The following is a 20,489-nucleotide window of genomic DNA, read 5'->3' on the forward strand; positions in this document are numbered from 1 at the left end:
TGAAGACTTTTCATTGGTAGTCAACAACATCCTATCACAATTTGTATGGAAAAGGTATCCCTTTCCACCCATAGTTTGTCTCACCTCTTCCTTCGAATAAAATTTCCCTGTTCATCTCACTCTATGGGTAAGCATAAAAGGATTTTTAAGCTTATCGAAATGAGTGGAGGGATAAAAAATGCGGCGTGGAACCGTGGTTGGAATAACCGCATTAGGTGTTGCCGTGCTTGCTGTGCCGCTGTTATGGGGCAACAATAACCAAAATGGGCAGCAGCACCAAATAAAAACGGCTTCAGAAGAGAAATATTCTAAGCAGCACATTTTAAACGCAGATGTACAGAGTACTGCAAACATGTCCTTATTGGATATCAAGCAAGATATGGAGGCTGCAATCACTAAATACAACCAGCTTACTCCTGAACAAATTAAAGCAAAACTTCAGGAATTTGTGCGGGATCATCCCCATTATGAATACGTATGCTGGACTAACGCAGCAAAGAAGCAAACAATCGCGAATGGCTCCGTTCCCCATCCCGATAACGCTGCGCAGTACAAGCAGCTCAAAAGCTTGGTTCGCAGCGGAGAGATTCATGTAGGACGTCATGATGATTATCGTTCGGATGCGATCCTTATTAACGGAAAACCGCATGTCGTCATTGGCTTGGCAAGCAAACAGCTCAATGGAGGCATCGTGGCTATCGTCAATCAACATATCGTGAACAGCGTGCGCAGCCACCAGCAGCGAAATTTGCGGCTTGTTCCTTATCCGCGCGAGAGCAAATTCCAAGTCAAGTCTGTAGATACGAATACAATGGAAGATATTCCAGTTAATGATGGTGAGGACAATCAAGGGACAAGTCATTATTACAAAGACGAGATTGTCGTCCGTTTTCGCAAGCCCCCTTCTGATGGTCAGCTGACTCAAATGCGACAAGATATTAACTGTCGTTCTGTCCGCAAAACAGGCTACACACATATTTTTAAATCGAAATCAATGAGTGCATTGCAGCTAAAACAGTACTTTGCACAATACAATCCGATTTATATCGAACCACATTACTTGTATATGACAAATGACTTAAAGCGAGCGGATGGAACACCTACCAGCCTGAAAGCACCAGTCTTCCAGCCAGCAAGCATTCGCAGTAATGCCGATTCTAAAGCAAGTTCTGTTGAACCTAATGATGCTCTTTATAAGCCCTATCAATGGAACCTTCCACTGATCAAAGCCAATCAAGGTTGGAACTTAACCAAAGGGAAGCAAAGTGTTATTATTGCGGTGGTCGATACAGGAGTAGATATGAACCATCGTGATTTGAAGGATAAGCTGTTAAAAGGGTATAACGTATTTGAACCCAACAATCCTCCACAGGACGATGTTGGACACGGTACGCATGTAGCTGGCATTATTGGTGCGCGGGTAAACAATCAGGAAGGCATCGCAGGCATGACTTGGTATAATCCAATTATGCCGGTTAAAGTACTGGACAGTTCAGGGGCAGGCACTTCATACTCCGTAGCGGAGGGCATCATTTGGGCGGCAGATCATGGAGCCAAAGTGATTAATCTGAGCCTCGGCAATTACGCCCAGGGAGCATTTCTTCACGATGCCATTAAATATGCCTATAACAAAGATGTTGTGTTGATCGCAGCGACTGGTAATGACAACACAAGTCAGCCTGGCTATCCAGCCGCGTATTCCGAGGTATTTTCGGTCTCGGCAACTAATCAGGACAAAACTAAAGCGGAGTACTCCAATTATGGAGATTACGTCGACGTCGTAGCGCCTGGAACAACGATTGCCAGCACTTACCCTCAGAATCAGTACGCTGCTCTATCAGGGACATCTATGGCGAGTCCGCACGTCACAGCACTTGCCGGACTGATCCGTTCGATTAATCCGTCATTAAAAAATACAGAAGTGTATGACATCATGCGTAAAAGTGTAATAGATATCGGTTCCTCGGGCAAAGACATCTATTTTGGCTATGGGCTGATAGATGTTGAGCGTTCGCTCAGTCTTGCCTCGCAGAGCAATCAATCTTTGTCTCTGTATCCGCAAAATGTCGATCGAATGTTGAACCGTATGGTTGCTTCATTTCTTGCAAGATAGCTCGTTTGAAGCTCAATTGATGAAGGAATACCTATTGAGAATAGAAACTATTGGGCCTAAAAAAGTCCTGATAGCAATGCAAAAAGACCCGCATAGCTGTATTCATCAGCCATGCGGGTCTACGTATGCCATATTATAAAGTGTTGTGCGATGGAAAGCTTGCCATAAGCCGGGTTCTGTACTGATCGTGGTATTACGGGAGCAACCCTTCCACTACAAAGTGACAATCATCTATCTAGGCCATACATTGCTGCACAGCTCCAGCGACCAACCCAGACGCACCTCGGGTAAGGCTGCCCACAAGGGGCATGCGTCTCATTAGGTCTTGCTCCAGATGGGGTTTACCAGGAACGAAGTCACCAGCGTTCCTCGTGGTCTCTTACACCACGGTTCCACCCTTGCCTGTGCTGCTGATACCAGCAGCCATCGGCGGTCCATTTCTGTGGCACTATCCTTCAACTTGCGCTGACTGGACGTTATCCAGCATCCTACCCTATGGAGCCCGGACTTTCCTCTCGTGGCATAGCCACCAGCGATTGTCTGTCAAACTTTCCGACAACATTCGTTAGTATACTAGTTTCTGTCGATAAACTCAACACACAACTTTTACAACATTTGAAATACTTCGGTAGCAATGCCGGAACTATGGAATTTAGTGTCGCTTCTTTGCTCATTTGCAATCGCTTGCAGACGTGCTGCAACACTGTCCTTCATCATTTTCTCGGCATTATGACCAGGATCAATGATACACAGCCCTGCTGCAAGCGCATCATGCGCCGTATGATAGTCGATATCTCCCGTAACAAGCACATCGGCGCCATGAAACAGGGCATGTTTGACGTAGCGCGAACCTGAGCCGCCAAGCACAGCTACTTTACTCACTTCACGGTCCAAGGGACCCACAACACGAACAAATGGTACGTTAAACTGCGTTTTTACCTGTTCCGCCAGTTCTGACAACGTAACAGCCTCAGTAAGTTTGCCAACCCGGCCAAGTCCATAAACTTTTCCTTCAAGCTCTACCGGATAAAGATCATAAGCAACTTCCTCATACGGATGAGCCTTGAGCATTGCTCGAAGTACTCGGCTTTTGACCGAACTTGGAATAATGGTTTCCATGCGAACTTCTTCGACTTCCTCCACTTTACCTGTAGTGCCAATAAACGGATTGGTACCTTCTAACGGCTTAAACGTTCCGATACCTTCAAGATTAAAGCTGCAATGGCTGTAATCCCCGATCCAGCCTGCACCCGTGTCCAAAATAGCTGTCCGAACTTGTTCCGCATGGGATTTAGGTACAAATACAACCAGTTTCTGCAATTTTTCTTGCTGCAGCTTCTCCAGTACTTTTACATGCTGAAGTCGGAGCGCATCCGCCATCAGGTCGTTCATGCCACCCTCCGCAATATCATAATTCGTATGACTGATATATACTGCGATATCATGTTTAATAAGCTTTTCGTATAAACGTCCGGCTGGCGTATCCGTTTGCAAATCTTTAAGCGGTCGGAAAATGATCGCATGGTGTGCTATAATAAGCTTGGCTCCGATTTGAATCGCTTCTTCCACGACAGCCTCTGTGACATCAAGAGTAATGAGTACATTATTAATCTCACCCTGCAATGATCCTAGTTGAAGGCCTATACGATCATCTGGTACTGCAAGCGATTTGGGTGCCAACTTTTCCATCCATTGAATTATTGTTTGTCCTTTTGCCAACATGCCAGCATCGCCTCCAATTGCGCTTTATGTGTAACGAATCTCTGTCGACGCTCCATCGCATCTTCTGTCTCGGCATTAGCCATCGTTTGAATAATACGTTCTTGTTTTTTTAATTCCAACTGCCACTTCTGGATATACACCTCGCTAGGATTCTTGACGAGATGTGGACCCATCAGCTTCAACCAAGTCTCATCAAGCATAATTCCGCAAGATAGCATGTATGGCGCATATAACTGCTGCTCACAAACAGTGAATTGTTCTTTGGAAAGACGTTCCGCATACATGATCTCATATATTTTACCGTCTTCCTCTATAATCTGTTCTTTCATAAGCGACCAGCCGTTCTTACTTAGCCAGCCACGAACGAATTCCTCGCCCACGTTAGGTTGAAGAACCAAATATCGAACACCGTCCAGCTTTAACGGCTCTGCACTGAGGATGCTGACGATTAGACTGCCGCCCATCCCTGCGATTGTGATGCAGTCCACTTCCCCCGGCTGCAGCACCGCGAGCCCATCTCCCCGCCGGACTTGTACCATATGTTCGAGTTGCGAAGAAGCCACTTGCTTGGCAGCTGCATCAAATGGACCGGGATTCACTTCTCCGGCAATCGCATGCAGAATACGGCCTGACCTGGCTAAATAGGTTGGCAGCAGCGCATGGTCTGAACCAATATCGGCCAGTCGACTGCCTGCTGGTACCCAATCTGCGATATGCTGCAGTCGTTTAGATAACTTGATTGTCATGTATGGATTCCACCTACTGTTTACAATAATATGTACTTGCCTGCTTTATACCATTGTCATCGTGGCTGCTCTGTAATAACATGGTGTAGTAATCATGAGTTAATCCGCATGCCAGAAGCGCTTGCAACAATATTTGCATTGCCGAAGGAAAAGCGTTAAAATGAATTCCAACAACACAAATGAAGGCAAATATGATAAAAACAGTAAAGCTTATTACTTATCTTCAACCTACATATTGCTCATTTCGGTGAATAGCATTCAAATGGAAGAAAAGACCTTGCTGTGCGCATATAATCAGCGCAGCAGAAGGTCTGTCCCTCAGGCAGCATTATTCAAGGAAATCTTTAAGACGTTTGCTTCGGCTTGGATGACGGAGCTTACGCAGTGCTTTGGCTTCAATCTGGCGAATACGTTCTCGTGTTACTCCGAACACTTTGCCTACTTCTTCCAATGTGCGTGTACGACCGTCATCAAGGCCGAATCGCAGACGAAGTACATTCTCTTCACGCTCTGTGAGCGTGTCCAGTACGTCTTCCAATTGCTCCTTCAACAACTCATAAGCAGCGGCATCAGCAGGCGCCAACGCTTCTTGATCTTCGATGAAGTCTCCCAGATGAGAGTCGTCCTCTTCCCCGATTGGTGTTTCCAGAGATACAGGCTCTTGTGCAATCTTCATAATTTCCCGTACCTTTTCAACGCTTAATTCCATCTCTGCCGCAATTTCTTCTGGTGTCGGTTCACGCCCGAGCTCCTGCAGCAATTGACGGGATACCCGGATTAATTTATTAATCGTCTCAACCATATGAACAGGAATCCGAATCGTACGGGCTTGATCGGCAATCGCACGAGTGATCGCCTGACGAATCCACCATGTGGCATACGTACTGAATTTGAATCCTTTGCTGTGGTCAAATTTCTCAACCGCTTTGATGAGACCCATGTTGCCTTCTTGAATGAGATCCAGGAACAGCATACCACGTCCCACATATCTCTTAGCAATACTGACAACGAGTCGCAAGTTGGCTTCAGCTAGCCGTTTCTTTGCTTCTTCATCACTAAGCAGGATACGTTTTGCGAGCTCTATCTCTTCTTCTGCCGACAATAATGGAACACGGCCGATTTCTTTCAGATACATACGAACAGGGTCATTTATTTTGATACCTGGAGGTAAGGACAGGTCATCCTCAAAGTGAAAGTCATCATGCTCATCCTGATCACGATCTGTGTTAGGACGTACCATCTCATCGTCATTTTCGTTCACAATCTCAATTCCAAGGTCGCTCAGTTGCTCGTAGAACTCGTCCATCTGATCCGCATCTTGTTCAAATGTCGCCAACTTCTCCGCTATCTCTTTATAACTAAGCGTCCCCCGCTTCTTGCCGACTTCAATCAACTGATCCTTGACTTGATCCAGAACTGCTTCAGCTTCAAGACCAGTATGTTGATCATTCGCCATATTCCGACTCCCTCCTCCCTAGATTCTTCAGACTGCTAACGCTTCAGTTGTTGGTCTAGGGCAATAAATTCTGATGCAATTTGCGCAGCTCGCGATGAGTCTCCAGCACGTTCAGCTTTTACCATTTCTTCCTTCATACGTTCGATCTCGCGTTGAATGGGTACTTTCTTAATTTGGGAAATGTAATCATTCAACAAGTCGTTATCGTAACGCAGGGGCACTTCTGCCAATGAAATCGAGGCTGCCGTCTGCTCTAATCGATCATCACGCAGCGTGGCAAGAAATCGGCTGAAATCCGGTTCTTTGCCTTGCGCGTAATAGGCATATAGATAAGCAGCTAAAGCTGCATGATCATCTACATTAAATTGTTCTCCAAGATGTCTTTCCACATAAACAGCTACTTCAGCATCTTGGAACATTAAGGCTAACAAACTTCGCTCAGCGTACACATAGGCAGGTCTTAACGTAGGAGTGTCCATATTACGTTTATCATTCCTAACATTATTCCACCAATTGTCTTGATTATCCCCCGTCTGGTGCTTTTTTTGTAGCTTCTGACGGACTTCAAAGCACTCCTGCTTTAAGGTTTCCAGTGAAATATCAACTTGATTAGATAGTTCTTTCAAGTGCATTTCGCGTTCGGCAGGTGAATGAATGGGAGCAATAATTCGCATTGCTTCCTCTATAAACCTGCGCTTCCCGTCATCTTCTAGCAGGATATGATTGCGACGCAAAGTGAGTAGCTGGAATTTAACTGGTGTGACGGCAGCAGCAATAATCGCATGTCTGAACCGTTCACCCCCGTTTGCCTTAATATAATCGTCAGGATCCATTCGGTCTGGGAGCATCGCAACTGATACATGTATGCCCGCTTCTTCCAGCATCGGAATAGCTTTTAAGGCTGCCGCCTGACCCGCATCATCACCATCATAGCAGATGACAACACGCTCGGCGCTCCGTCTTAAGAGCGCTACATGATCATTAGTTAATGCAGTCCCCATCGTTGCAACCCCATTAAGGACTTCTACTTCCCAAGCTTGTATGACATCAGCAAAACCTTCAAATAACACAACTTGACCGGTGCGCTTAAAATGCGGCCTTGCATGATGAAGGTTGTACATCAGCTTGGACTTGTTAAACAACATGGTCTCAGGCGAGTTTAGATACTTTGGCTGGCCTTCGCCTAATATACGACCAGAGAACCCGACTACTTTCCCATTCTTGTCCCAGATCGGAAACATGACACGATCCCGGAACCTGTCTACGTAACCAGCCTGCTGCTGCCTTGCCGAAACGAGGCCTCCCTGCTCCATTAAAGAAAGTGAAAACTCACGTTTGCTTAACAGCTGCACTAAAGTGTCCCACTGCGGCGGAGCATAACCAATCTGAAAATGCTCGATCAACTTGTCATGAATACCTCGTTCGCGCAAATACCCTAGTGCGTCCTGTCCGTGTGCCGTATTCATTAAGATGTAATGATACAGCTTAGCGGCTAATTCGTGCGCTTGAATAAGGTGTTCCTTGGCTTCGCTCTTGGGACTGCGTTCCATAGGCTGGTTGCCCCAGTGAAACGTCAGGCCAACTTGTTCCGCTAAATGCTTGACGGCTTCCGGAAAAGAATACCCTTCAACACCCATCACAAAATGAATCACATTCCCACTGGCTTTGCAGCCATAGCAATGATATATCTGCTTCTCCGGCGTAACCGTAAACGAAGGCGTCTTCTCGGAATGAAAAGGACATAAACCTTTTAAATACTTGCCTTGCTTCGTAAGGTGGACATATTTGCCGACAACGTCAACTACATCGTTATGCTTCAACACCTCGTCTACGAATTCATCAGGTATCGGTCCGTTACCACTCATATCCCATCACCTTCATTTCGAACACGTATTACTTTAATTCGCGATATTACGAAGTTCTCCTGCCCATTTGCAAAAGTTTTGTCAGTTTATGTTGGAAATGCTCGCGGTCCAGTGTTGTCATTGCACGAGGTCCTTTGGTACGCTGCCCAGCTCGCCGAGCCTTGCTGGATACATGGCGTTGTGCCAACAGCTCGTCCATATTATGCCCATCAAGCTCTTTTCCTCGCGGTGTGAGCACCCATGCCCCTCTCGGCAGACATAGCGCGGCCAATCCATAATCGTTAGTGACGACTATATCTCCTGACCGCGCTGTGTTCGCTATATACATATCCGCTGATTGAAAGCCTTGATCCACATAAATGTATTGAACGATATCTGTGTGCTCCGCCTCATTCTGATATGCCGCAAACGAAGCAATAAACAGAACAGGCACCTGGAACTCCGTGGCTGCTTGCACAATTTCAGTCTTTACTGGACAAGCGTCCGCATCAACGATAATTCGACTTTCGTGAGGCAATCGGTTCACCATTTTCCCTTTACAGAATATAAACCATCACACTTCAGGTGCACCAATGGTGTAAACCCGGTGATTCTCCGTTTATATTATATACGCTGTGTGCGTTTAAATTCCTGCTTGTGAAAATACGATTTTCATAACCAAGTTATCACAAAATGTCGACTTGACCATAAAAAGCGCGGAACATGTCGAGATTTTATTGCTTCTCGCATGCTCCGCGACAGACTTTACAACCTGATGTTAGAACTATATTACCCTTGTTACATATCTGCTTAAACACATAAGCAGCAGTATTCAATGATTTTTGCCGTTATGCCCACACGAGCTTAGAAAAGTCAGCAAACTGCTTCAAATCATGTGCAATCAGCTTCAACAGCGCCAAGCGATTATGTTTTACAGCCTCATCTTTAGCCATAACCATAACATTATCGAAGAATGCCGTTATCGTCTCCTCCAGACTACTGAGAGCCGCAAGCGCACTTGATGGATCTGCTGCCGCTTTATACTGTGCGTGTGCTTCTAGATAACGAGCATAAAGTGCACGTTCCTCGTCCTGTTCAAATAGTGTGGCGCTAACTTCACCATCATCCGCTTTCGATGCCAAATTACATACACGATTAAACGATTCCACCGTAGCTTTGAACGCTTCATGACGAACTGCCTCCATAAGCGTTTCGCCACGCGAGATCGTTAACTTCACATCGTCATAACCGGCTGCAAGCACCGCATCTACTACATCGTAACGCACTTGCTCAGACAGTACATTTTTGACACGAAGACCAAAGAATTCGTACAAGTCTTTACGTACTTCCGCACGCTCACGTTTTAACAAACCTGTACGATCCAATACGTCAAGCGCAATATCAAACACTTGTGTAAGGGTCAATGGCAGCTTGCGCTCCAGCAGCATCTGAACAATACCTGTTGCTTGTCGACGAAGCGCGTACGGATCTTGTGATCCTGTTGGAATGATGCCAATCGCAAAACATCCAACCATAGTATCGAGCTTATCTGCCATACTGATCAATTGGCCTGCCAAAGTCTCAGGTGAAGGGTCACCCGAATAACGCGGCTTGTAATGCTCGTTAATGGCACGTGCTACAGTAGGATCTTCGCCAAATTTGAGCGCGTAATCCTCACCCATAACACCTTGCAATTCAGGGAATTCATATACCATTTGTGTAACAAGGTCAAATTTGCAAATGTGTGCCGCACGATTAACTTGCTTCGCTGTTGACTCATCCGCTTGTACCGCTTGGGCAAGCAGATCAGCAATACTGACAAGTCGGCGAACCTTGTCCCCCAGCGTGCCCAGCTCTTCATGGAATACGATCGAGTTGAGCTTATCTACGCAAGCTTCGATCTGCAACTTCTGATCTTCTGCGTAGAAGAATTTGGCATCGGATAACCGCGCCCGCAGCACCTTCTCGTTGCCTTTGGCGACCGTATCAATACCTTTTTGGTCTCCATTTCGCACCGTCACAAAGAATGGAAGCAGTTGTCCTGATGCATCGAGAACCGGGAAGTAACGTTGATGCTCACGCATCGATGTAATAAGTACTTCTTGTGGGATACTTAAGAATGACGTATCAAAAGTTCCAAACAAGGTAGTCGGGTATTCCACTAGGAAGAGAACCTCTTCCAGCAAATCGTCTTTAACCGCAATATTCCATTGTTGTTTTTGTGCTAATGCTTCAATTTGTTTCACGATCAACTGCTCGCGTTCTACCACGTCCACAATGACGTGCTGCTCACGCAGACGTTCCACATACTGGCCAGGCTCTTGAATGACCGTGTCGTGACCAAGGAATCGATGCCCACGGGATACATTACTTGCTTGTACGCCAGTAAATTCAATTGGAATAACACTCTCGCCTTGCAGCGCTACTACCCAGCGAATCGGGCGGACAAAGCGCATGTCATAGGCGCCCCAACGCATATTTTTAGGGAATGTCATCGCGTGAACAATGGAGCTAAAGCCTTCTGCAAGCACTTCAGACGTATCCCTACCAATACTGCTTTTGTTGGCATAAACGTATTCTACACCGTTTAATTCTTTGAAGAAAAACTGATCAGGCTCTACCCCTTGACTGCGGGCAAAGCCAAGCGCAGCTTTGGACCATTCTCCGCTGTCACTCAAGGCGATCTTTCGCGCAGGTCCTTTCACTTCCTCGTGAATATCCGTTTGCTTATCAGCCGCATGTTGGACGAGCACTGCCAGACGGCGCGGCGTCGCATAGGCTTGAACTCCTTCATGACTTATACGTGCTGCTTCGAGCCAACGCTCCGTCCGTTCCTTTAACTGCTCCATAGCCGCACGCATAAAACGAGCAGGCACTTCTTCCAGTCCTAGTTCCAAGAGCAAATGTTTAGGCATCGTGCTCATCTCCTTTCTTCAACAGCGGGAATCCAAGCTTCTCGCGCTCCTCATAGTAAGTAGCCGCTACTTGACGTGCCAGATTACGAACACGCGTAATAAAACCCGTACGTTCTGTAACGCTGATTGCTCCACGAGCATCTAATAGATTAAAAGCATGCGAACATTTTAATACATAATCATACGCAGGGAACACAAGATGTTCGTCCATCGCACGTTTTGCTTCCTGTTCGTACGTATTAAACAAATTAAACAGCATTGCTGCATCACTGACTTCAAACGTATATTTGGAATGCTCAAATTCCGGTTGGTGGAATACATCACCATATGTGATTCCTTCAACCCATTCCAAATCAAACACATTTTCTTTGTCTTGAATGTAAGAAGCAAGGCGCTCCAGACCATACGTAATCTCGACCGCAACCGGATTCGCGTCGATGCCGCCCACTTGCTGGAAGTACGTGAACTGTGTCACTTCCATCCCATCAAGCCATACTTCCCAACCAAGACCCCATGCGCCAAGCGTCGGAGATTCCCAGTTATCTTCTACAAAACGAATATCATGAAGTGCTGGATCAATCCCCAGACGGTTCAAGCTTTCCAAATAAAGCTCCTGAATATTGTCAGGAGAAGGCTTCATTATAACTTGAAACTGATGATGTTGATAAAGGCGATTTGGGTTCTCCCCGTAACGTCCGTCGCCAGGGCGTCTTGAAGGCTCCACATAAGCTACATTCCAAGGCTCAGGTCCGATCGAACGGAGAAAAGTCATCGGATTCATCGTTCCGGCACCCTTCTCTACGTCATAGGGCTGGACAATAATACATTTCTGATCCGCCCAGAAATTTTGCAGAGTTAAGATCATTTGTTGAAAATTCATGTGCCTATCACTCCTTTATGCCTCATATTGACGGCGTCTGACGTCTGAAGTTGTCTATACATGTTCATAAACCGATATACATGCAAAAAACTCCCGTCCATACGCCTGATGCCAGACGTAGGGACGAGAGTATATTCTCCCGCGGTTCCACCCTACTTGACCGCCGCATTAAATCGATACAATCGATTACAATGCCAATCCAATAACGATTGCGGTCCACTTTCATAGGTATTTGCTCCGAAGTGCCTGTTCATCCGTCTGTTCGTCCGGGCTCACACCGTCCCCGAATCGCTTTCTTTCGAACTGATAGTCGAATTACTTTCTTCATCCTTGCAAATATGTTTATTTTATAATAGTCAATATCATATCTAAATTAGAACGATTCGTCAAGTATTACGAGCGCCCGACTACCATCATTCATCTTGGCGTTCTTCGCGCTGCACATGCTCTTGATGCGCAGCTAGATCATACTTTTCCATTTGCTCAATAAAATTTAAAGACTTGCAACGGACTCCCACATGAGTGTCCATGTAACCGCGCATACATGCACGCAAGTGTGCCTTAGTCTCCGGCTTAACGGCGATGCTACCTACTCTGCGCAAGTCTGTTTTGGCAAACAATGTCATGAGTTTTAATACTGACACTGGCGCCATATATTTGGCATGCTCTCGTACGCGGCACCTTGAGCATATCGCTCCGCCCAGGCGCCATCCAAAGTTAACAAGATCCTCTGCTTGCCCACAGATGACACAAGTATCAAGCACAGGTGCTACCCCCACAGATTGACACAGCTTCATCTCAAATAAATGGGTTAATACCTGCTCATCCTTGCCATCTTTTAAAGCTTGCAAATAAGCAAGCAGCTGCTCGAACATGTAGCCACCGGCCTCTTCATCCTGCAAACCGCGATCTACAAGTTCTACTGCATAAGATGCGTATGCAGCCAGATGAAGCTGCTCGCGCAGTGGATGATGGGACTCAAGAATCTCACACCCGTTCAAGGTACCAATGTGTCCCATCCCTTTAAAATAAATATACTCTCCATATGTAAACAACTGTGTAGCCGCAGCATGGCGACTGCGCACCTTCTTCGCTCCCCTTACGAGGACACCGGTCTTCCCGTGCGATTTGGTGCACAGTGTAATAATCTTATTTCCTTCCCCATAATCCATGCTGCGTATTACAATACCTTCCACCCTATATAACACCGTTGTCCTCCCCTACGACAACTGACTTATCACTCCACGATCTGCTCAGACAACTCGGGTTCCGCTTCCGCCTCTTCTACATCTGAGATCTGCCCAATATGCTTATATAACAAGTAGGCATCCACATCCCCCGTCATTGCAAACACATTCCACGAGAAATCACGCATTCGTAAATCCCCCTTCATCGGAAATGATTCTGTCTTATGCATTATCATGTGCTGAGAGGTAGGGAATATCCGATGCAATAATTGGCTTGTATGATATGCAGTTGCTTTATGCCGTCGTTACTTATCGTTTCTAAAGCCCAGGTCACGCAAAACGCGATCATGATTACGCCAGTCCTTTTTCACCTTTACCCAGAGTTCTAAGAACGATTTCGAACCTAATAGCGTTTCAATATCTTTGCGGGCAAGCTTACCAACCTCTTTAAGCAGCGCACCTTGTTTGCCAATAACGATCCCTTTCTGCGAATCCCGCTCAACAAAGATAACCGCAGAAATGTGCACCACGCCATTGTCTTGTACCTTCATATCTTCAATCATAACCGCTATTGAATGCGGAATTTCCTCGCGAGTTGCATGTAAAATCTTCTCCCGGATCAACTCCGCTACTACGAACTGTTCTGGATGATCTGTAATTTGATCTTCCGGATAGTATTGTGGACCTTCTGGCAAATAACCAGACAGTACTTGCAGCAAGCGATCCACATTGTTGCCTTGTAGTGCTGAGATCGGAATAATCTCTGCAAACTGATGCAGTTCGTTATAAGTTTTGATCATGCCGAGCAGCTCTTCTGGCTGCACTTGATCAATCTTGTTCATGACCAGAATAACAGGTGTATTTACGCGCTTTAACTGTTCAATAACATAGCGGTCACCGCCCCCAAGACCAGCAGATACATCGACAAGGAACAACACAGCCTCAACTTCATTTAATGTTGTGAGTGCCACTTGATTCATGTAATCGCCAAGCTTGGATTGGCGCTTATGAATACCTGGTGTATCAAGAAACACAATTTGAGAACCTTCTGTTGTGTATACACCATGAATCTTATTACGAGTAGTCTGCGGCTTATCAGACATAATCGCTATCTTCTGACCGATTATATGGTTCATTAAAGTGGACTTCCCTACATTAGGTCGTCCGATTATAGCTACAAAGCCTGATTTATACGATTTGGATTGCTTCATCAATTTAACTTCTCCTCTGGTTCTTAGTAGTTCTTGTGCTTATTCTTGTGCCAACTTGCTCTAATATATATAAACGGCTCCGCATCGTCTATAGACTGGAGCGGAACCGCTTCGATTGTCTACTCTTTCAGTTCAGCTTGACGTGTAGCCGAGCTTTCCAGACTGTTCACGTCAAACGCGCCTGGCAATAGCGCCCCCACTGTAGTAGTCGTTACTTCACCATTCAAATTGCCCATGTACACCGGCATATCTGACGGACATAACTCCAATATCACTTGGCGACATACCCCGCATGGTGTAATTGGGTCACTCGTATCACCAACGACAGCAATAGCCTTAAAAGAACGCGGTTCGCAGCCATCCGCGATCGCTCTGAATAAAGCGGTTCTCTCGGCACAGTTAGTAGGACCGTAAGCTGCATTTTCCACATTGCAACCCAAGTGTACGTGTCCATCCGCATCCAATAGTGCTGCTCCGACCTTAAAATGCGAATAAGGTGTGTACGCTTTTTCGCGGGCGAGTTTTGCTTGTTCCATCAGTTGTGTAGCATTCATCTGACGTTCCTCCTTCTAGTTGACCAGCAGCTTCCATACCGGAATACCTAATAGAATTACACCAACAATGACGGCAAACACTGCCGCAACCAATACAGCACCTGCGGCAGTGTCCTTCGCAATCTTGGCAAGCGGATGCGGATTGAGCATCACCAGATCTACTACCGTTTCAATAGCAGTGTTAAAAAGCTCCGCCATGATCACCAGCGTGATGCACAAACCAATCCAAAACCATTCTGTGCGCTCTAGTCCAAGCGCCAAACCCAGTCCCGTCACCGCAAACATAACACCTAAATGCACCTGCATGTTACGCTGCGTACGCAGAGTATACCATATACCTTCTAATGCGACTTGAAATGTATGCCTCCAAGGCCGCTTGCTCCGTATCATTAGCGTGTCAATCCAACCTTAGCAAGCACCGCTTCCTGCTTGTCCATCATGACACGCTCTGATTCATCATCTTGATGGTCATACCCGAGCAGATGCAAAAAGCCATGCACGAACAGAAATCCAATTTCCCGCTCCAACGAATGTCCGTATTCCTCTGCCTGTGCTTGCGCACGTTCAGTTGAGATAATAATATCGCCTAACATATCACCTATGGTTAACAGCTCCGACTCGTCTTCTACCTCATAAAGGATATCCAACTCTTCATCAGTAGATTCGTTCAGTGCAAATGACAGCACATCTGTAGGACGATCAATGCCACGATAATCACGGTTCAATTCGTGGATGCGCTCATCATCTACAAATGTTAGGGCAACTTCCCCCTCTGTAACCCCTTCCATATGTGCAGCTTCCGCTAGGATTAACTCCAACTGCTCCACTAATACAGTGGAAATGGGATACCGATCCTGTTCATCGCTCCATGCTAATGTTACTTTCATACTATTCTCCTTCTTTATGGCCTGGTCGTCCTTTATTGAACTCAGCCGCTTCCTCACGATCTTCCAAGTTAGCTTTATCGACTCTACCGGCTTCTTCGTCCGCATGTACTGACAGCTTATCCGCGTGAGCGTGATGAGCAGCTGATGGAGTATCTTCTTTTGCAGGCAGCTTATGCTGCATTTTCTCATGTGACTTGTCTGACACTTTAGATGTGTCTGGGTATTCGATTCGAGAATGGAATATACCCATTACCGTTTCTTTTAACGAATTTGCAACGATATCAAGCTCTCGCATCGTCAAGTCACAATCATTAAACTGATTATCATCAAGGCGATCTTTAATGATCTTGTGGATCATCGTCTCGATCTGCTCTACTGTCGGATGACGTAAGGATCGAACCGCAGCCTCAACACAGTCTGCTATCCCCACGACAGCCGCCTCCTTGGACTGCGCCTTCGGACCTGGATAACGGAAGTCATCTTCCGTAAAGTCCGGCTCGCCCCCTTGTTCTTCTGCCAGCTTGATCGCTTTATAATAGAAGAACTTAAGGAAAGTTGTCCCGTGATGCTGTTCCGCAATATCCCGTATCGGCTTGGGAAGCTTATAATCTTTCAGCATTTCAGCACCATCACGTGCATGTGCCGTAATGATGGAAGTACTCAGCTTCGGGTCGATAAAATCATGCGGATTATCCATATTCGTCTGATTCTCAATAAAGTAGCTTGGTCGCTTCGTCTTACCGATATCGTGATAAAACGCTCCGACTCGGCATAATAGTCCGTTTGCCCCGATCGATTCGGCCGCCTGTTCAGCCAGATTGCCTACCATTACGCTGTGATGATAGGTTCCCGGTGTCTCCGTCAACAGCTTCCTTAGTAACGGATGGTTTGGGTTAGACAGTTCGACAAGCTTCAGTGCGGATAAAATGCCAAACGTAACTTCAAAGAACGGCATCAAACCAATCACAAGCACTGCTGTCACCAAGCCGCTGCTGAAGGCAAGACCCGCTGCAAGAAGTGTATCCCTGCTGTTTAAAGGATCGCCATTCATCATGGCAAGCGTAATGACCGTCAAGCTGCCAAAAATACAAATCATAATACCGGCCTTCAGAATCGTAGAACGCTGACTGGCTCGATGAATCGCAAATATGGCTGCGTACGACACAACTAAGGCCAAGAAGCCAAAATTAAAATCAAACAGCTCACCTTGCTGCGTATTAAGCACAATACTGGCCATCACACTAAATACGACGGCGCTTATGTAAGCCAATGACACATCCAGCAGCAATGTGATCAGCATAACACCCAAAGCCACAGGCGCTACATAGCCGATATAAGTAGACGTCTCCGTCTGAGCGTAAGCGACAATGTGAAGTGCAAGCACGTTAATAGTAAATATGATCGCCAGCATAAGAAGCTGTGCGTTATTGTACTTAAAGTGCGTACTGCTGCTTTGTCTCATAAACATAAACAATACGCCAATAAACATAAAGGAAAGCAACAATAAGCCTAGCTGTGGCCACATGTTTACTTCCGACTTCAGCAGTTCATTTTCCTTGAGCAGATCATACATGTCTTGCGAGATCACTTGTCCACGCTTTACGATGATGTCCCCCTGCTTAATGAACACTTGCGGCGTATTTTCCCGTGCTTGAACTTTAGCTTCCTTGGTTGCTTCTTCATCATAAAATTTGTTCGGTGTAATCGATAAACGCACGAGTTCTTGGATTACTTCACGCGTAGAGCGCTTAGTCAAAGAACTGGCATTCACGTATTCAGCGACCTTGGCGCGCGCGACAGTTGCATCTGCGATCGAATCGCTCATCAACTTGCTTACGATATCACGACCTACTGGCTTCATGTCCGTAATGTCATCCTTGGACAAGCGTGCAATCTTGATGAACGTCTCCTCAGGCACACGATACTTCTGTTCTTCAATACGCTTGGACATTTCATCCAATAACTTGCTCGAATATGTACTGCGGTTGTCCATCTTAAAAGAATTAATATAATCGTCGAACATCTGCGGAATGACCCTGCGATACAGATCTACCTTCTCCGAGAAGGAGATCAGTTCGTCGACATTAACCGTTTCTATTCGATTTAATACAATATCCATCAACTTCTCATTCTTAAAAGAAACGATAGGATAACTAGGCGCCACGCGCTCTGCCGCCTCTTCCTGTGCTTTTAACGTTGCCTTTTTGTCTGGAATTTGCTTGGGTGCCACGATATTTTTCTCGTTCACATTACCAACTACGATATCGAATTTCTCTGGCAGTATGTTCGGTGCCAAGCTGAAATAAAACAATACCGTCATAAAACAAAATAAGACAACACGCACGCCGATGCTGTATTTCCATCCTGCCATTGTAACCGGGCGAGCTTTGTTACCGCTGCCTTGATGTGCTTGTAGCATAGAGAACAGTCCTCTCTATCCCTGGTTTTCGTTTTCCTTCTGATAAGCCACAATAATCTTCTGTACTAAGGAATGACGAACGACATCCTGCTCAGCAAAATGTACGATTCCGATCTCCTCGATATCATGTAAGATCCGTTCCGCTTCGACCAAACCGGACTTTTTGCCCCGGGGCAAGTCAATCTGGGTGACATCGCCAGTAATGACCATCTTGGAGCCAAAACCGAGTCGTGTCAGGAACATCTTCATCTGTTCAGGAGTCGTATTCTGTGCTTCATCCAAAATAATAAAGGCATCATCCAACGTTCGTCCCCTCATATAAGCGAGTGGAGCAATCTCGATCAGTCCTCTTTCTAATGCCTTAGCCGTCTGATCAGGTCCCATGACGTCATACAGCGCATCATATAGCGGACGCAAGTATGGATCCACCTTCTCTTGCAGATCTCCTGGGAGAAAACCCAGATTCTCGCCCGCCTCTACTGCTGGGCGTGTTAATACAATACGCTTAACGGCACCTTCCTTCAGTGCACTGACGGCCAGAACTACTGCTAAATAGGTCTTCCCTGTTCCTGCTGGTCCTACACCAAATACAATGTCCTGCTTCTTGATCGTAGACACGTAATGACGCTGACCTATTGTTTTTACCCGTATCGGCTTGCCTCTAAACGTAGTCGTGATCTCACCTTTAAACAGATCTAGCAGCTCGTCAACTTTCCATTCCTGAGCTAGATCAAGTGCATACATGAAGTCACGCTCGGACAGTGTAATATTGTTGCGGATCAATTGCAACAGCACTTCGAACAACCGCTTAAATTTCTCAACTTCTTCCATACCGCCAGAAATAACAATTTCTGCATCTCTTGATGTGATCTGAGCACCAGTACGGCTTTGAACCAGCCGCAAGTACTTGTCCTGTGGTCCAAGCAAGGCCAAGCCTTCGGTGGCATTCTGTAATGAAAGTTTGACAGTCTGTAGTTGCGACAAAAACCTCAGTCTCCTTGCCTTCAGTCTCATTAGCTTAATGGATAATCGGCTGCTCAACAGCAATCGATTGCTCAACTTCAAATAATACTTTCAGTTTCACTTTACCATTCTCCGACTTCTGATGCAAAATTTTTTCCGTTTTAACGCGGGCATCAGGCCCATTTTTAGCCGCTATATCAACTCGTGCTTGCTTTAGTCCTTCTTGCATCGCTTCTTGCTCGCTTCGTTCTTCCGCCACCAGTTGGACTTCTGCTATTTTTTCAGTTATCCATCCTAATGGAAGGGATACGCTCCCCCAAGAAGCGGCTGCAGTGTCGGATGTTACCTCATACTGGGCATAAGGTATATCTCCAAATCCGGACACTTGCAATCGACGTTCACCGATCTGTATATAATGACGTTCTGTAACATCTCCTGTAAGCACCTTCTGCTTGCTGATGAGAGGAGAAACAATCTCATACTCGTGCCATACCAACCCTCGCACCACTCCCTTTGCAGGCACCGCCTGTTGCGCCTGAGTGGAACCGACGATGCCGGAGATAAGCACGCTGCCTTTCTTCACTCGAGTGTTAGGCCGCACAACAGCGCGCCCTTCTTTCGCAATAATCTGAGTAACGACCGCATCCGCCCGCGCTATCAGGTGACTGGGATTGCGCAGGGTTCGATTCTCTGCCATCGTAGACTCCACAACGTGAATCACAACCCTTGTCCCTTGCCTCGTCACCCCAATCCAGGAGGTTGATGGCAGGCGGGCATTTAGCTCCTTTGAGAGCGTGTCCAGCTTTTTCATACGGAACGTCCATTGAAACGGGTAAATCCCTTCTTCCCGTGCAGCAGCAAGCACATCATCCGTAGGGATGCGTTCATTCCCTTTCACATCAATCGTCCAAATTAACGATGACAGCATGTACATACCAAAGAGAAATAGAAATAAGCCGGAAATAAAAAATGTGCGCTTACGCACTTGTTTGATTGAAAATGGCACGCCAAATCGTGCCTCTACATGAACTCGGCAGCCTGTCTCTTTTAAAAGCGGACGAAGACGGAAGAAATCCGGCAGCATCAAAAATAAGCTGACCTGATTGTCTTCCTCACGCATCACGTCCCATATCAGCATTTGCTTGGCAGATAATTTGTTTAATAATTGTTCTGCATATTGTCCCCTAATACGAACGCGTACGTAACCGCGCCAATTCGCAAGTGCAGGTGGTTTCATGACAACGTTTCCTCCATTCCGTGAACCTTAACTTCGATTATGCTGCCTTCAATAAATACTTCCTCGGTCCATATTCCACGTATGACCAAGTTGCGGCCGAACACCTCAAGCTCGCCGGTAACCAGTGATAGACGCATATGATCACTTGAAAAATGAACAACGCCGCGATGATTCTCCACGAACAGTTGTCGATTGCCGATCATCGTAAATCGGGGCACATTAGATAGCATATCTTGCGGCAGATCGAACAAGTGTGCCGTCCATTGGCGCAGTTTGCGGGTGAAGCGGCTCATGTACGATAGGCCCCCTTCCTGTACTTTACAATTTATGCGGCAACCGTACGGTTTATGAAGGT

18 protein-coding genes and 1 other RNA gene are annotated in these 20,489 nt (G+C 46.2%); 1 reads left to right on the plus strand and 18 read right to left on the minus strand.

Going from position 1 to position 20,489, the window contains the following annotated elements; genetic code table 11:
• Positions 1-178: 178 nt before the first annotated feature.
• On the plus strand, positions 179-2,113 hold the full coding sequence (locus QP775_RS08945; protein ID WP_285105269.1) for a S8 family peptidase: 1,935 nt from the start codon (positions 179-181) through the stop codon (positions 2,111-2,113).
• 150 nt (positions 2,114-2,263) lie between these two features.
• Here the strand turns inward: QP775_RS08945 and rnpB are convergent.
• From rnpB to yqfC, 18 genes are all read right to left on the minus strand, one after another.
• Positions 2,264-2,665: RNase P RNA component class A (gene rnpB / locus QP775_RS08950), an RNA gene on the minus strand.
• A gap of 54 nt (positions 2,666-2,719) precedes the next feature.
• The gene (locus QP775_RS08955) at positions 2,720-3,835 is read right to left on the minus strand and encodes a Nif3-like dinuclear metal center hexameric protein (protein ID WP_285105271.1); all 1,116 of its coding nucleotides are present in this window, start codon (positions 3,833-3,835) and stop codon (positions 2,720-2,722) included.
• Positions 3,811-4,581, minus strand: a complete 771-nt coding sequence (locus QP775_RS08960) for a tRNA (adenine(22)-N(1))-methyltransferase (protein ID WP_285105273.1) — start codon at positions 4,579-4,581, stop codon at positions 3,811-3,813. The genes QP775_RS08955 and QP775_RS08960 overlap by 25 nt, the downstream gene beginning before the upstream one ends.
• A gap of 328 nt (positions 4,582-4,909) precedes the next feature.
• Positions 4,910-6,037, minus strand: a complete 1,128-nt coding sequence (rpoD, locus tag QP775_RS08965; protein ID WP_239328572.1) for an RNA polymerase sigma factor RpoD — start codon at positions 6,035-6,037, stop codon at positions 4,910-4,912.
• A 35-nt stretch (positions 6,038-6,072) separates the two neighbouring features.
• Positions 6,073-7,902 carry a DNA primase gene (gene dnaG / locus QP775_RS08970; protein ID WP_483311996.1) on the minus strand — a complete coding sequence of 610 codons (1,830 nt, stop codon included), beginning with the start codon at positions 7,900-7,902 and terminating at the stop codon, positions 6,073-6,075.
• A gap of 46 nt (positions 7,903-7,948) precedes the next feature.
• A complete protein-coding gene (locus QP775_RS08975; RefSeq protein ID WP_239328574.1) occupies positions 7,949-8,431 on the minus strand; it encodes a YaiI/YqxD family protein in 483 nt (160 codons plus the stop codon).
• A 298-nt stretch (positions 8,432-8,729) separates the two neighbouring features.
• The gene (gene glyS, locus QP775_RS08980) at positions 8,730-10,796 is read right to left on the minus strand and encodes a glycine--tRNA ligase subunit beta (RefSeq protein WP_285105276.1); all 2,067 of its coding nucleotides are present in this window, start codon (positions 10,794-10,796) and stop codon (positions 8,730-8,732) included.
• Positions 10,789-11,676, minus strand: coding sequence for a glycine--tRNA ligase subunit alpha (gene glyQ, locus QP775_RS08985; protein ID WP_239328576.1), 888 nt, complete (start codon positions 11,674-11,676; stop codon positions 10,789-10,791). Before glyQ ends, glyS begins: the two co-directional genes overlap by 8 nt.
• A gap of 413 nt (positions 11,677-12,089) precedes the next feature.
• On the minus strand, positions 12,090-12,884 hold the full coding sequence (gene recO / locus QP775_RS08990; RefSeq protein ID WP_285105279.1) for a DNA repair protein RecO: 795 nt from the start codon (positions 12,882-12,884) through the stop codon (positions 12,090-12,092).
• Positions 12,885-12,913: 29 nt separating this feature from the next.
• Positions 12,914-13,051: a YqzL family protein gene (locus QP775_RS08995; protein ID WP_239328578.1), complete on the minus strand. Its 138-nt coding sequence runs from the start codon at positions 13,049-13,051 to the stop codon at positions 12,914-12,916.
• A 117-nt stretch (positions 13,052-13,168) separates the two neighbouring features.
• On the minus strand, positions 13,169-14,074 hold the full coding sequence (gene era, locus QP775_RS09000; protein WP_028544937.1) for a GTPase Era: 906 nt from the start codon (positions 14,072-14,074) through the stop codon (positions 13,169-13,171).
• Between the two features lie 119 nt (positions 14,075-14,193).
• A complete protein-coding gene (cdd, locus tag QP775_RS09005) occupies positions 14,194-14,628 on the minus strand; it encodes a cytidine deaminase (protein ID WP_285105283.1) in 435 nt (144 codons plus the stop codon).
• A gap of 15 nt (positions 14,629-14,643) precedes the next feature.
• On the minus strand, positions 14,644-15,018 hold the full coding sequence (locus QP775_RS09010; protein ID WP_285105285.1) for a diacylglycerol kinase family protein: 375 nt from the start codon (positions 15,016-15,018) through the stop codon (positions 14,644-14,646).
• Positions 15,018-15,515: an rRNA maturation RNase YbeY gene (gene ybeY, locus QP775_RS09015; RefSeq protein ID WP_285105287.1), complete on the minus strand. Its 498-nt coding sequence runs from the start codon at positions 15,513-15,515 to the stop codon at positions 15,018-15,020. The genes QP775_RS09010 and ybeY overlap by 1 nt, the downstream gene beginning before the upstream one ends.
• 1 nt (position 15,516) lies before the next feature.
• A complete protein-coding gene (locus tag QP775_RS09020) occupies positions 15,517-17,934 on the minus strand; it encodes an HD family phosphohydrolase (protein ID WP_285105289.1) in 2,418 nt (805 codons plus the stop codon).
• Between the two features lie 15 nt (positions 17,935-17,949).
• Positions 17,950-18,918: a PhoH family protein gene (locus QP775_RS09025; RefSeq protein WP_239328583.1), complete on the minus strand. Its 969-nt coding sequence runs from the start codon at positions 18,916-18,918 to the stop codon at positions 17,950-17,952.
• 34 nt (positions 18,919-18,952) lie between these two features.
• Entirely contained in the window at positions 18,953-20,134 is a 1,182-nt protein-coding gene (yqfD, locus tag QP775_RS09030; protein ID WP_239328585.1) for a sporulation protein YqfD, read from the minus strand.
• Positions 20,131-20,427: a sporulation protein YqfC gene (gene yqfC / locus QP775_RS09035; protein ID WP_239328587.1), complete on the minus strand. Its 297-nt coding sequence runs from the start codon at positions 20,425-20,427 to the stop codon at positions 20,131-20,133. The genes yqfD and yqfC overlap by 4 nt, the downstream gene beginning before the upstream one ends.
• Between the last annotated feature and the right edge of the window lie 62 nt (positions 20,428-20,489).

This window comes from Paenibacillus sp. UMB4589-SE434 (genome assembly GCF_030226685.1).
In the GTDB taxonomy this organism is placed as follows: Bacteria; Bacillota; Bacilli; order Paenibacillales; family Paenibacillaceae; genus Paenibacillus_B.